At 41.9% G+C, this 14197-nt stretch carries 12 protein-coding genes; 8 read left to right on the forward strand and 4 right to left on the reverse strand.

Going from position 1 to position 14197, the window contains the following annotated elements; translation table 11 throughout:
- Positions 1 to 4 precede the first annotated feature (4 nt).
- Positions 5 to 1486 (reverse strand): TolC family protein, encoded by a 1482-nt coding sequence (locus tag FTU72_RS00945; protein WP_180010668.1) that lies wholly within the window; start codon positions 1484 to 1486, stop codon positions 5 to 7.
- 436 nt (positions 1487 to 1922) lie between these two features.
- Between FTU72_RS00945 and serC the strand changes: the two genes are divergently transcribed.
- Complete coding sequence (gene serC, locus FTU72_RS00950; protein WP_166137710.1) at positions 1923 to 3005, forward strand: 3-phosphoserine/phosphohydroxythreonine transaminase; 1083 nt, start codon at positions 1923 to 1925, stop codon at positions 3003 to 3005.
- 598 nt (positions 3006 to 3603) lie between these two features.
- Here the strand turns inward: serC and FTU72_RS00955 are convergent.
- Positions 3604 to 4536: a hypothetical protein gene (locus FTU72_RS00955; protein ID WP_159124053.1), complete on the reverse strand. Its 933-nt coding sequence runs from the start codon at positions 4534 to 4536 to the stop codon at positions 3604 to 3606.
- 249 nt (positions 4537 to 4785) lie between these two features.
- On the opposite strand from FTU72_RS00955, the gene FTU72_RS00960 reads away from it, so the two are divergent.
- Both FTU72_RS00960 and FTU72_RS00965 read left to right on the forward strand, forming a co-directional pair.
- Entirely contained in the window at positions 4786 to 5271 is a 486-nt protein-coding gene (locus FTU72_RS00960) for a YaiI/YqxD family protein (RefSeq protein WP_159124052.1), read from the forward strand.
- Between the two features lie 15 nt (positions 5272 to 5286).
- A complete protein-coding gene (locus FTU72_RS00965) occupies positions 5287 to 6180 on the forward strand; it encodes a DMT family transporter (RefSeq protein WP_159124051.1) in 894 nt (297 codons plus the stop codon).
- A 20-nt stretch (positions 6181 to 6200) separates the two neighbouring features.
- Here FTU72_RS00965 and FTU72_RS00970 read toward each other — a convergent pair whose 3' ends face one another.
- On the reverse strand, positions 6201 to 6764 hold the full coding sequence (locus tag FTU72_RS00970) for a PilZ domain-containing protein (protein ID WP_159124050.1): 564 nt from the start codon (positions 6762 to 6764) through the stop codon (positions 6201 to 6203).
- 26 nt (positions 6765 to 6790) lie between these two features.
- On the opposite strand from FTU72_RS00970, the gene FTU72_RS00975 reads away from it, so the two are divergent.
- From FTU72_RS00975 to FTU72_RS00985, 3 genes are all read left to right on the forward strand, one after another.
- The gene (locus tag FTU72_RS00975) at positions 6791 to 8026 is read left to right on the forward strand and encodes a lipoprotein-releasing ABC transporter permease subunit (protein ID WP_179992665.1); all 1236 of its coding nucleotides are present in this window, start codon (positions 6791 to 6793) and stop codon (positions 8024 to 8026) included.
- A complete protein-coding gene (lolD, locus tag FTU72_RS00980; RefSeq protein ID WP_159124049.1) occupies positions 8019 to 8702 on the forward strand; it encodes a lipoprotein-releasing ABC transporter ATP-binding protein LolD in 684 nt (227 codons plus the stop codon). The genes FTU72_RS00975 and lolD overlap by 8 nt, the downstream gene beginning before the upstream one ends.
- An 84-nt stretch (positions 8703 to 8786) precedes the next feature.
- A complete protein-coding gene (locus tag FTU72_RS00985) occupies positions 8787 to 11246 on the forward strand; it encodes a DNA internalization-related competence protein ComEC/Rec2 (RefSeq protein WP_180052284.1) in 2460 nt (819 codons plus the stop codon).
- Here the strand turns inward: FTU72_RS00985 and FTU72_RS00990 are convergent.
- A complete protein-coding gene (locus FTU72_RS00990; protein WP_180052283.1) occupies positions 11235 to 12209 on the reverse strand; it encodes a lysophospholipid acyltransferase family protein in 975 nt (324 codons plus the stop codon). The two genes, FTU72_RS00985 and FTU72_RS00990, sit on opposite strands and share 12 nt — an antisense overlap.
- Before the next feature lie 127 nt (positions 12210 to 12336).
- Here FTU72_RS00990 and sppA point away from each other — a divergent pair, with 127 nt between their 5' ends.
- Together sppA and FTU72_RS01000 are read left to right on the forward strand one after the other, a co-directional pair.
- A complete protein-coding gene (sppA, locus tag FTU72_RS00995; protein WP_180052282.1) occupies positions 12337 to 13359 on the forward strand; it encodes a signal peptide peptidase SppA in 1023 nt (340 codons plus the stop codon).
- Positions 13356 to 14159, forward strand: a complete 804-nt coding sequence (locus FTU72_RS01000; protein WP_179992668.1) for an alpha/beta fold hydrolase — start codon at positions 13356 to 13358, stop codon at positions 14157 to 14159. Before sppA ends, FTU72_RS01000 begins: the two co-directional genes overlap by 4 nt.
- The last annotated feature ends 38 nt before the right edge of the window (positions 14160 to 14197 follow it).

The raw sequence follows: 14197 nt of genomic DNA on the forward strand, positions 1-14197 counted from the left end.
TCCATTAACGAATATAGTGGGTATTGGCATGTTGCATGTAATTTGGAAATTCAACAATTGAGCCATGACTCTGTAATAAGGTCGCGAGAGATATTACATATTTATAAGCGTTTAATGCCATTTCTGCCTTTAAACTGCTGAGCATGTTTTGGGCATCGATGACCTGAGTGGCTGTCCCGACATCTTCCTTAAAGGATAACTCCTGAATACGCAGATTTTCCTGAGCTGCTTTCAGATTCTGCTGAAGTAGAGCATCACTTTGCTGGGCGCTGACTGCTTCACTAAATGATTTATAAATCAGGTTTTCAATCTCCTGTTGGGTACGCGCCGTCATGAGTTCAGCGGCATAGCGTTTCAGCTCAGCAGCCTGAATATTTTTATTTTTATCAATGCCTGAGAACAGGTTATAGCGTGCAGCTACACCCACAATCCAGTTTTGATGTTGATCCAGGCTATATTCACCAAACGCAAAAACATTTGGCTTTTTAGCGGCCTGCTGGGCTTTGACATTGGCTTTGGCCAGCTCGGTATCCATCTGCATTTTTTTGATCAGAGGAGAGTTCTGACTAAAACTGCTGAGCAGAATATTCACATTTTGGGGTTCAGCACGATTCACAAATAAAGGTGTGCTTAGCTCGGTGATATTGCTATCCAGCAACAGATTATTTAGCTGAAATAGGGCAGCATTCAGATTGGCTTGGGCATTTTGTTGTGCGCGTTCAGCATTGTTGCGTGCCACTTCGAACTGCATGCGTTGACCTTTACTGATAAAACCCTGCTGTTCCAGCTTCAGAGCATTACGATAATGTTGTTGCATGGCATTTGAATTAAAGAGTGCTGCATCCAGTAACTGTTTTTGTAGTTGAACATTAAAGTAAGACTGAATCAGTTCAAAACGCTGCGTGTCCTGTTGCTGCTGATTGCTAAGTTCGCTACGTCCTGACTGAATATTGGCAATTTCTTTGGCGCTACGGGTGAGGCCTCCGGTATATAGTGGCATCATCACGGAAACAGTGGGACGAATCACCTGATCTTCAAGGACGACATTAGACGTATCCGGAATCAGACCAACTCCGCTATGAATAGTATTGTTAAGTCCTTCACGCAGTGGATCAGTAATACCTGCAGGTAGATCCACACCATTACTGGCTTCCCACTCATTAAGCCGGCCATTCACGCCTTGAGAGAGTGAATTTTCCAGATTATTTTTAAACTGCTTTAATGGAATATCGACTTCACTATGAAAGGCATAGGCACGAACATTCAGGTCAACACGAGGTAGGCCAATACCTTTGACAGCTTCTGCTTCAAGTTTTGACGCTTGCTCCAGACTTTGAAAAGCCTGGCTACTATAGGAACGTTGCAACAATTGTTGTTCTGCATCCTTAAAGCTGATGCTTTGTGCATAAGCAAAACTGCCATACATCATAGATGCAAGCACAGTCAGACCCCAGCAGACACATTGTTTATTTTTCTTCATATTCATAAAGTGGTAATGTAAAAGTCACATTAATTCAGTCTAAGCTGCATTATAAATCAAGTGCTTGCAGTGCAGGAATGGGTTAAGTTGTAGTATTGTTGTAATTTGAAACAATTCACTTCTCAAGTTTCAAGCTGATAGTTCTATGTCACTCTAAAACTTGAGCCGAGTTTAAATTCATTTTTCAATTATTTTATATTAGCGGCCGATTCAACATCTTCTAAGCATTGGATGAGATTGAATATTTTTAGCTGTACAATTTCTCATAAATGAAATCACCGAGTTAGAACAAAAAAATCAAAGATATTCAAATTATCCCTCGAATCTAGATTGGTTTTTTGACTCTATCTTCATTCTTGGATAGAAATAATTTTGTGCAAGCGGCGTCCAGATATGGTTAAATGCCATCATTTTATTGTGTTTCACTCTGAAAGGAAAAATCATGCGCGCGTACAACTTCTGTGCTGGTCCTGCTGCATTACCTACTGCCGTACTTGAAAAGGCTCAAGCTGAAATGCTTGACTGGCAGGGCAAAGGTCTTTCGATCATGGAAATGAGCCACCGTAGTGCAGACTATGTTGCAGTTGCGGAAAAGGCAGAAGCAGACCTTCGCAAACTCATGAATATTCCTGAGAACTATAAAGTACTGTTCTTGCAGGGTGGTGCATCTTTGCAATTCTCGGCAATTCCATTGAACTTGCTGGGTAAAAACAACAAAGCTGACTATATCCGTACCGGTATCTGGTCTGAAAAAGCATTGAAAGAAGCTAAACGCTATGGCGATATCAATGTGGTTGAAGCAGGCATTAAAACTGAAGATGGTAAATTAGCGATTGCTGATCAAAGCACATGGAATCTTTCTGATGATGCCGCTTATGTGCATTATGCAGATAACGAAACTATTGGCGGTCTGCAATTTGCCCATGTGCCAGAAACTGATAAGCCACTCGTATGTGATTTCTCTTCAAGCATTCTGTCTGCACCGATTGATGTTTCTAAATTCGGTCTGATCTATGCCGGTGCGCAAAAGAATATTGGCCCTGCAGGTTTAACACTGGTTATTATCCGTGAAGATCTGCTTGATCAGGCTAAACCTGAAATTCCAAGCATCCTGAAATATGCAGATCAAGCGAAAAATGGTTCGATGGTCAACACACCATCAACTTATGCATGGTATCTATCTGGTCTGGTATTTGAATGGTTACTGGAACAGGGCGGTGTAGACGCGATTCATAAAGTGAACCTGCAAAAAGCTGAATTGCTTTATGGCTATATCGATTCTAGCGACTTCTATGCAAATCCGATTGCCAAAGAAAACCGTTCAATCATGAACGTTCCATTTACCTTGGCAAATCCTGAACTTGAAAAACAGTTCCTGCAAGAAGCAAAAGAAAACCATTTGCTTAACCTTGCCGGCCACCGTTCAGTAGGCGGTATGCGTGCCAGCATTTACAATGCCGTACCGTTAGAAGGTGTACAGGCATTGGTAAACTTCATGGATGACTTTGCTAAACGCAATGCTTAATTCCTGAGAATTAAAAAACCCGGCAATTGGCCGGGTTTTTTTATCATTTAATTCGGGTTAAAAAACAAAGTTATGTAAGATATAGCCGCAAATGAGCATACCCAATACGAAAAATAGGCATGACATCATATCAAGCTGATAACGCGAGCCAAGATGATGCTCAACCTGCTGTAAATTTTCTTCTTGAACGATTTTCATAGATATTTATTATCCGATCTATTTATCGTAAATGATTATTTGTTGATCGTATTTTTACCATAAAAAATTGATTAAATAAAGTACATTCTTAACTAAACTTCATAAAGTATTAATTTTATTTAAATAACTGGCCTCAATATATTCATAAAAATAGAACTATTATATTAAGTCATTATTTTTATAATGTTTTAATATGATTATTCAGTTTAAGATAACATTGAAAATGAATTTATTTGAATTTAAATCTGTGGATAAATCTATTTTTAATAAATTCAAAATCCATTAATTCTGATTTCAATTGTGGATAAAAAATAATCAGAATTGAGAGAATATCGCACTAAAATAAATAAAAAACAGGAGACTCATATAAAAATATGAGCCTCCGATCTGGATATTCAGCTTAAGCTGCTTTTCGATAGATATTGGCCTGAATCCACAGATTGCCCCGAATATATTGACCAATCTGGAAATCTTTATGCTTGTCATTGCGGGTGGCTACACGGATCAAGGTAGCCGGCTGGCCTTCATCATGAATCAGGGTAACATCATAGAGCATGTAGTCCTGATCCATAAATTGCATTGAAGTTTTACCGACAATATTGCCCTGGAACCAGGCTTCATCTTCCTGACCCATGGTCTCACCATAGAGATAAGCGACCATTTTGGAGAAATCAACCGTTACCGGTTCTTTGTCTTCTTCAGATTTCGGCTCCCAAGCATCGATCTGTTCCTGTAAATTATCCGGTGCAACACCATTATTTTCCGCAAGAATTGCATTCAGGGCACGGTGATGTTTGATAGAGGCAGGATCATCCACGACTAAATGTTCATGGTCAGTCACCACTTCCAGTTCATAAGCCCAAGCATTTAAGTTGACGATATAAGACTGGTCTTTTTCATAATGCGACCGGTTGACGCTGTACAGCGTATCAAAGGCATAGATGATATTGTTGGCACCCAGATTGAGACGCAACACAGCTTGGGTGTCGGATTTACAAGAAATAATCCGGTCAATCGTGGCTTTCACCTGGTAGGGACTGTCAAAACCCGGAAATGCGGTTTTCACAGCCTGTGGCTTGTTATTTTCTACGGCAATCACTTGGCTTAATTGTACCGCAGCTTTGCTCGGTCCCTGAATCAGCCAGGTGGTTTCATCCATATCGCATTCTTGTGTACACAAGCCCATCGGCATTACAGGTGCGTCAAGGGCTTTGCCTAACCACTGGGGAACATCTGTGCCTGGGTTTTCAGTAAGCAAGGTCCAATGTTCGACATGACTACCGAAATTTTGATCATCAATAGTGATGATCTCTGGGCTATTCTGTTTTTTCATATGCACAATTGATCTTGGATGACTTATTTATAGTTAATCGAGGGTCATTACGATTTTTCAAGTCACTCGAATGAATTTAAAAATTAAAATGCAAATCATGTGAAGTCAAATATTTTTCTAGTTGTGAGTGGCTGACTCATTTAATACGGTTGAGTTGAGTATTTAAATACCAGGATATTCAGAGAAAGAGCAGTTTTAGGCATCAACCTGCATCCTCTGATTTGCTACACTAGTCCAAATTTCTCCCTTATGGAAAGCTGTGTGTTGCCATTCAAACTTTGGGTCGATGCAGATGCATTACCTCGTATTCTGAAAGATGTGATTATCCGTGCCTCCGATCGTTATCAGCTTGAAGTCACTTTTGTGGCTAATCAGCCGGTAGGGATTACACCGTCGATTCGTATCAATTCTATTCAGGTGATGAGCGGGGCAGATGCAGCAGATCAGGAAATTGTTGATCGTATGAAAGAGCATGACATTGTGGTGACGCAGGATATTCCTTTGGCTGCTCAAGTCATCGAGAAGGGCGGTATCGCGATTCACCCGCGTGGCGAAATCTATACAGTGGCTAACGTCAAAGCACGTCTACATTTACGTGATTTTATGGATACCTTGCGGGGGGCTGGTGTACAAACCGGTGGCCCACCGCCGATTTCTGAACGTGATAAACGTGAATTTTCCAGCTCTCTAGATCAAACCATTCAAAAACAGAAACGTAAAACTGCGATTAAATAAAAAACGAGATCAAGTATGCCCCCAAAAAGTAACCTGATGTTGACCTATGCCTTGCTGGTTTTCATCTGGTCCACCACACCACTGGCGATTGTCTGGAGTGTGGAAGATTTGCATCCGATGTGGGCATTGGCGATCCGCTTCTTTTTGGCTTTGCCTCTGGCCTTAGGATTATTGTGGTTATTTAAAACCAGATTACCGCTTGATCGTGTTTCCCTGCATAGTTACTTGGCGGGTGCATGCAGTTTTATCGGCTCGCAAATTTTTACTTACTGGTCTACGGATTATTTAAGTTCCGGCATCATTGCCTTAATGTTCGGCTTGGCACCCCTAATTTCAGGTCTGATTGGGCGTTTTGTCTTTCAGATGCAACTTTCGCTAAATCAATGGCTGGGAATGGGAATCGCTTTAATCGGACTTTCGGTGATCTGTCTAGGTGATGCAGATCAGCATATACAGCCAATTGGAATCGTGATCGCTCTGGTTGGTGTATTAGTTTATTGCGTATCTATGTTCTGGGTGAAGAAAATCAATGCACCAATTGATCCTATGGCACAGGCGGCCGGTTCGATTGGTTTGTCAGTCGTTTTTTCTCTGGGTATGTTGCCATTTATCTGGCAATACGCACCCACTGCTATGCCACATGCCAAGTCCTTATTTGGTCTGGTATATGCGGTAATTATGGCATCACTGATTGCGATGTTCTGTTATTTCAAACTGGTACAGAAGATTAAGCCGACGACTCTATCTTTAACCACCGTTCTGACACCGATGCTGGCCTTGCTGGTAGGTGTATTATTGAATAATGAAAAATTGCCGCTCATTGCTTTGGTGGGTGTAGTAATCTTATTGTTTGGCTTAGTGGTTTATTTCGCTAAAGAAATTAAGGCGAGCTATAAAGCCCGCCTTTAATAAAAAGATAGATACCAGTCTTAAGCAAAGCTGGCTTTCACACATTCGCCCAGTTTGACGCGATCCTGAGGATGCAGGGTAATGAAATAAGCACCCGTACGATATTTCCCGTTTTCTTCTGCACGACTGTAGGCCACCTGAGCGGTTGCCGCGATGTGGAAGAAGTTTTCCGGGTGACTTAAAGTCACATGCAGATAGGTTCCTTCACTAATCGGCTGATCACTAAAGAAGCTAAAACCAGTCTCTGAAAAGTTCACATGTTCCGGTACAGGTAACATGCTTTGTACAATTGCGTCATACAAAGAACCGGTAATAAGGTTTAATTTTTGGTTGAATAAGGATAAGATTCGAGCAATTTGTTGATCTTTTTCAGATAATTGTTCTAATTCGTAGTTAACAGCATGATCAAATTGATCTAGCTCTGCAAGTAGTAGAAAATAGCGGGGCAATACGAAATTAGCATCGTAAGGATCATTCAAGGCAACATCATCGGAAATAATCTGATAATTGATTCGTAAAGCAGCATCGATTCGAGACAGGACTCGTCTTTCAGTGAATCCGTTTGGATGCTGTACATTTTCCATAATTTATTACCTCGGACTAGATGGTTATGTTCAAACCAATCTCGCTGTATATAGGGTTGAAATATACTCGCGCACGGCGTAGTAACCACTTCATTTCTTTTATCGCATTGGTCTCAATGATCGGTCTCACGCTCGGTGTAGCAGTCCTCATTACAGTTTTGTCTGTCATGAATGGTTTTGACCGAGAGTTGAAAAATCGCGTCTTGGGGATGGTTCCTCAAGCCACTGTTTCTTCGACGCAAATTCTAACAAATTGGCCTGAACTTGCAAAGCAGATTGAGCGGCATGAACACGTTCAAGGTGTGGCTCCTTTTACCCAGTTACAGGGGATGCTCACGGCTCAAGGGCAAGTTGCCGGAATTATGGTCAGCGGAATTGAACCAAAGTATGAGAAGAAAGTTTCGATCATCCAGAACCATATGGTCGAGGGTAGTATTGATAACCTGAAAAAAGGTGAATTTGGGATTGTTTTAGGCAAACAGATGGCAGATGCCATGGGCGTAGGCTTGAACGATAATATTACCTTGGTTCTACCTGAAGCGACGCCTTCACCAGCGGGTGTTGTGCCACGTTTTAAACGCTTTAAAGTGGTTGGGATCTTCAGCATTGGTGCAGAAGTTGATTCGATGATGGGTTATATTGCCTTGAACGATGCTTCAACCTTGTTACGTCTGCCAGATGGTGCACAAGGCGTACGTATGAAGCTGGATGACATTTTCGCAGCGCCTCAGGTTTCTCAGGAAATTGTGCGTGATTTACCGGGTAACTTCTATGCCTCTGACTGGACTTATACCCACGGTAATCTGTTCAGCGCAATTCAGATGGAAAAAGCAATGGTCAGCTTATTATTATTCCTGATTGTCCTGGTCGCAGCATTTAATATCGTGTCTTCACTGGTAATGGTGGTCACAGATAAAAAATCCGACATCGCAATTTTACGTACTTTGGGTGCTTCACCTGCCACGATTACCCGAATCTTTATGGTTCAAGGTACTGTGATCGGCGTAATCGGAACTTGTGCGGGTGCCATTCTCGGGATTATTGCCGCCACCAGTATTAGTAGTTTTATTGGCTGGTTAAACAATTCACTTGGCCTGAATATGTTTGATGCTTACTTCATCAACTATTTACCTTCTTATCTGCGCTGGCAGGATGTGGTCGTGATTGTAGTTCTGTCACTTGCCTTAAGTTTCCTAGCCACTATTTATCCAGCATTCCGTGCTGCTAAAATTCAACCGGCGGAGGCATTGCGTTATGAGTAATCTGGTTCTGGATGCCCAAAATATCGAGAAATCTTTTACAGATGGAAAATCTACGGTTGATGTGATCAAAGGGATTTCATTGCAGGTAAAGGCCGGGGAATTTGTTTCTATTGTCGGTTCAAGTGGTTCCGGTAAAAGTACCTTGTTGCATATTCTGGGAGGATTGGATCGTCCTTCTGCCGGACAAGTGATGGTCAATGGCCGCCGTTTTGACAATTTATCTGAAGCAGAACGCGGCTATGTCCGTAATGAAAATTTGGGCTTTGTATATCAATTCCACCATTTATTGCCAGAGTTTACTGCACTAGAAAATGTCGCGATGCCTTTAATGCTTCGTAAAAACGTCAAGTTTAAAGAGGCTAAACAGCAGGCAGAATACTTGCTGGAGCGTGTTGGATTAACCCATCGTTTAACCCATCAACCGGGCGAACTTTCAGGGGGCGAGCGTCAGCGTGTAGCACTGGCTCGTGCCGTGGTGACCAAGCCGAAGTTAATGATGGCAGATGAGCCAACAGGTAACTTGGACCGTAAAACAGCCGATAAAATCTTTGAGTTGCTGACTGAATTACGTAGTGAATTCAATATGGCCATGTTAATTGTGACCCATGATGAACAATTGGCACATTCGGCAGACCGGATTCTACATATGCGTGATGGTCTATGGATGAATGACTAATTACAGAAATAATCTTCTTTAATTGAAGCTCACTTCGGTGGGCTTTATTATTGCCTGAAAATAATAATAAAAAAGAAAATCTTCATGTTGCAATGGTTGTGTCTGGGCTGGATTTTAGGCCTTGCCAGTATGGGAAAATCTTTTCTGAATATTGAGTTGAATTCAATCTCAGTGATATTTCTTGCTGTGCTCTTTTATTTCTGTAGTTCCAAGCTCAATACTGTTCTGAAAAAGCCCTTACATAAAGGATTGCTGGTAAGTACCTGTATTCTACTCGGGACATTTTTGGGATATGGTTATGCCAATCAACAGCTCAGCCAACGGCTATTGAATGTCGAGCATGAAGTACTGCAGAAAGACATTATCGTTTATGTCAAACGCTTGAATAAACTCGGTGAACAATCCATCCAGCAGCCTTTGGAAGTATTAAACCTCGATGGACGCACCGTAACCTGGATGGGTTTTCTACCTAAAACCTCATCGAATACTTCACAACTATCAGCGAATCATGAAAATAATGCACTTGAACTGGGGCATTATTACCGGCTGCAAGGGCAGGTACGTCCTAATCACAGTTATGCAACGCCCGGTGCTTTTGATGCTGAAAAATGGGCACTGCAACAGAATATGATGGCAGGTTTCCGGATCAAACAGATAGAGCAACTTGATTCAGCTACTGTTTCTACACTGGGGTATAGTCAGTTTATTCGAGAGCAAAGAGCTTTAACTCAGCAATTTCTACTTTGGGTAGAGAAGAAGCGGCTGCAATTAAGAGAGTTCATAGCACGACAACCTGTACAAAATAAAGGTTTGCTTCTGGCTTTGCTCACCGGAGATGAAAGCCTTTTAAATCCTGCAACTGAACAGCAATTTCGACGTATGGGTATGAGTCACTTACTGGCGATTTCCGGACCACATGTGCTGATCTTTGCCCTGATGGTCTGTACTATGCTTCGGCTACTTGTCGCACGAAGTATGCCTCAGCTTTATCTAAGATGGCCACGCCAGTATTTTCTGGCTTTACCTTTTCTGTTTTGTGTGGTGCTGTACTGTGCCTTTGTGGGTTTTGAAATCCCGGCAATCCGCACTCTGCTGATCTGTATGATTGGTGTCATCCTCATGCTGCTTCGACAAAATCTGCAGGCTTTAAAACTTCTGATTCTGAGCGCCGCCTTACTGTTATTCATTGATCCCTTTAGTATCTTGTCCGCGGCTTTCTGGCTATCCTATGGGGCCTGTTTTGTATTGCTCAGAATTTATCAGACCATTCAACAGCGACCATCCGAGCAAAATCAGACAGCAATACAAAAACTGTATTTTGCAGCTAAAGTGCTAGTGGAATCACAGTGGAAAATCTTTCTCGCTTTATTTCCTTTAATGATGCTGTTTTTTAAGCAGATTGCCTGGATCACACCGTTCAGCAATTTGGTCGCAATTCCCTGGATCGGTCTTTTGATTGTACCGATCGATATTCTGGCAGCAATTCTCTTTTTTATCGCTGAACCGGTCTCAAGCATGCTATTTCAGCTTAATGATCTGTTGCTGAATATCCTGTTGGGCTTCTTAAATCTGCTGGATCACTGGTTTAAACCGCAGTTAATTCCAGTTGCAATGAATCACTGGATGATTGGGCTATGTATTCTGTCTTTGCTGATTTTATTCTTACCACGAGGCGTATTACCAAAATCCTGGATAGCTGTCGCGGCGGTACCAGTTTGTGTTCCTCAATTTAATCATCCGCCATTTCAGCTTTCGGTGCTGGACGTCGGGCAAGGGCAGGCGATATTCTTTCGTTATGGAACTCATAACATGATGATCGATATGAGCGGTTATTATGATGAGGAAAAATTTAGTATTGGGAAGCAGGTAATCATGCCATTTCTGTCGGTACAAGGTGTTTCTCAACTGGAGCAGGTGATTTTAACGCATCTGGATCAGGACCATAGTGGTGCTTATCACAGCATTAAAGACCAGCTCAAGATTAAGAATATCTATGCCAATGAAGTGACCGAAACTGCAGCCTCTTCAAACTTTCAATTATGTTATCAGGGACAGCGGTGGCAATGGCAGAATGATGTGCAGATTAAGGTCATTGCACCAAAACTAGAACAATTAAATACTGCTAATTTCAATAAAAATGACCTGTCTTGTGTAGTGTATTTGCAGCTCAAAGATGTCTGGCCTTATCAGAATTTTCTGCTGATGGGAGATGCAGGTTGGCAGACTGAATATCAGTTACTCAAAGACTACCCCGATTTAAAAGTGGATGTCTTGGTCTTAGGCCATCATGGCAGTCAGCACAGTTCAGCTTATCAATTCTTGCAGCACTATCGTCCTAAACTGGCGATTGCGTCTGCTGGAAAATTTAATCGTTACGGGCATCCAAGTCAGTTGACTCAACAGCGTCTCAAAGAATTGGATATTCCTCTATTGACTACAGCAGAGCATGGCAGCCTGCATTTTCATCAGCAAGGAACTCAAATCATTCTAGAAACTGAAAGAAGTCGCTGGAAATGGTTACAAAAACAAAATCTAACTGACTGATTCTAGAGATGGTTCAACAGCAGCCAGATTAGAAGTTTTTAACTGGTTCACTTTGGACAAAGCTTGGTTATGATCAAGCTTATAAATATTTCCCAGATCTTCGTGAGCTCTAAAGCGTTTATAGCTCCAGTGATAATGTTCAGGATGACGCTGAATCAGGTTTTCAATCGTGTTGATGATGATGCCTGTACCTTGATTAGCATTTCCCTGATAAATTTTTTCATCTATGGCCTCGATATGAATATCAAAGCCAGCATCCTCATTACGCAGGGCATAAAGGAACAGGGCACGAGCTTTAGTTTTCTGGATCAGCTTGGCACTCAGATTGCTGGTAGCTAGAGGAACACCAAAGTAAGGAATATATTCACCGCCAACGTTGGGTGTATGATCCGGCAGAATGACAGTGGTGCCACCTTGCTTCAAGGCTTTGAAAATCTGTCGTACACCAGACTCATCTGTCGGCACCAGATTGGCCTGTTCGCGACTACGAGCTGCACGTACAAACTGATCCGCTGCCTGATTTTTTACAGGCTTATACATGATGGTCATTGAAGTGAATTGCGCAACATAGGCATTCATGATTTCCCAAGTGCCAAAGTGCGGCACAATTAGTACCAGACCTTTATTTTGTGCCAAGGCATCATGCAGTAAATCTTCGCCTATAACCTTATGCACTCTCTCAATATTTTTCTGATTACTCGAACCCCAAATACTGAAAAATTCGAAATAAGACATCAGTTCATTGCGAATCGTGGCACGGGTAATCCGTTCTCTTTCCTGTGTCGACAGTTCAGACAAACTGATCTCAAGGTTCAGGCGAATTACATCAGAAGTTTTAGAAACTTTAAAAATATTAACGATTAAGGCAAGAATACGCGCAATCCATCGGGAAACTGAAAGCGGTTGGCGGCTAATATATTTGAGTAAACCGTAAGCTGAATTCTTTGAGCTGCGTTCAGTCATTGAGTTGTAATATTGATAAAATAAAAAAGAATAGCACTTATTATAGGCGAAAACGGTTTCTTTAGACAGAATTACCCTTTTCGGTGTATATAATGGGTTCAATATAAATTAATTTATTGGATTATTTATGTCCGATTGGCCACCAAAACCTGAAAATCAAATACAAAATACGCAACAACCAGTTAAACCGACTGGCCCAGAATGGAAACTGCTGGAAAAAGCAGTTTTAGCTTCAGTAGAAGAGCAACGACGGGCACGTCGCTGGGGGATCTTCTTTAAATTTCTAACCTTTGCTTATCTGCTGGTTGTCATTCTTGCGCTGGGTAAAGGCTGTAGCATGAGTGCTTCTGATCCAAGTGCAGGCGCAGGTGCACACATTGCTGTGGTTGATATTATTGGCACGATTGCCGCAGACAAGCAAAGCGTAAATAGTAGCAATACCATCAAATCACTCAAAAAAGCCTTTGAAAACAAGCAAAGTAAGGCTGTTGTTTTAAATATTAATTCACCGGGTGGTTCACCAGTCCAGTCAGATGAAATCTGGCAGGAAATCCAGTATCTGAAAAAACAGCATTCTGAGAAAAAACTCTATGCCGTGATTGGTGATACCGGAGCTTCTGGTGCTTACTATATTGCATCCGCTGCAGATGAAATCATTGTCAATCCATCGAGTCTGGTCGGTTCAATTGGTGTGATCATGCCGAACTATGGTGTGAATAACCTGCTGCAAAAACTTGGAGTTGAAGACCGCACCATGACTTCAGGTGAAAATAAAGCTTTGCTGTCCATGACACAGCCGGTTGATCCTGTGCAAAAAGCGCATGTACAAGGTGTGCTGGATAATGTGCATGGTCACTTTATTAATGCTGTAAAGCAGGGACGTGGAGCTAAATTAAAATCGACTGATCCTGCTATTTTCTCAGGTCTATTCTGGACCGGTGAACAGGCGGTGAAATTGGGTATTGCAGACCGTATTGGCAGTTTAAATACTTTGAAGCGTGAACTAAAAACTGAAAAAGCACTGAACTACACTATTGAATATAGTCCATTTGAGTCAGTACTGGGTCGTATGGGTTCATCGATTGGTGAAGGAATTGCAACTTCAGTGGCACAGAAACTTCAGTCAGAAAATAAAACGACCTTACAATGAAACCATTGATTCATTTTGCGCACGCCAATGGCGTGCCATCTAAAGTCTATCAAAAGCTGTTTGAAGGACTACAAGATGATTACGATATTATCTATGTGCCGTTATTAGGGCCTGATAAGCGTTATCCGATTGATAATCACTGGAAAAGTCTGACTCAGCAGGTGATTGACAGTATTGTGCGCCAATCTCATGGACGTCCGGTAATTGGTTTGGGGCATTCATTAGGTTCAGTCCTGAGTTTTCAGGCCTCCTTACAGCGTCCGGAACTTTTTTCGCAAATGATTATGCTTGATCCGCCGATGATCATGGGCAAAGAAGCCTTTGCGTTGCATATTGCAAAAACTTTTCGCTTAAAAGCACTGGACCAGATGTCACCTGCAGGTTTGTCGAAACGCCGTCGTGATCATTGGGAGTCTCGGGAACAGGCAGCTGAACTGTTACGTCCAAAAGGCTTTTATCAGGATTTTGATGCAGATTGCTTCCAGGCTTATATTGACTATGCTTTAAAGGATGATCCGGTTCGAGGTGGAGTTGAACTCACTATTCCTAAAATGGATGAAGTGAATATCTTTAGAACCAATCCATCGCTATGGTGGTTACCTCAGGCAAAACCAAAAGTACCAGTACATCTGGTGGTTGCCAAGAAAGGTCCATTTTTGGCGCGCAGATTTCCGCAGCAAGTGCAAAAGAAATTTGGCATTCCATTTACAGTAGTAGATGGTGGGCATATGTTCCCATTAGAGCAGCCTGAGCAAGTAGCGAGTCTGGTCAAACAACTGATTCAGCAACTGTCTGCTTAAAGTTCACCTCATCTAAAGAAATAAAAAAACGCATCCGA

This window comes from Acinetobacter sp. YH12137 (assembly GCF_013418535.1).
In the GTDB taxonomy this organism is placed as follows: domain Bacteria; phylum Pseudomonadota; class Gammaproteobacteria; order Pseudomonadales; family Moraxellaceae; genus Acinetobacter.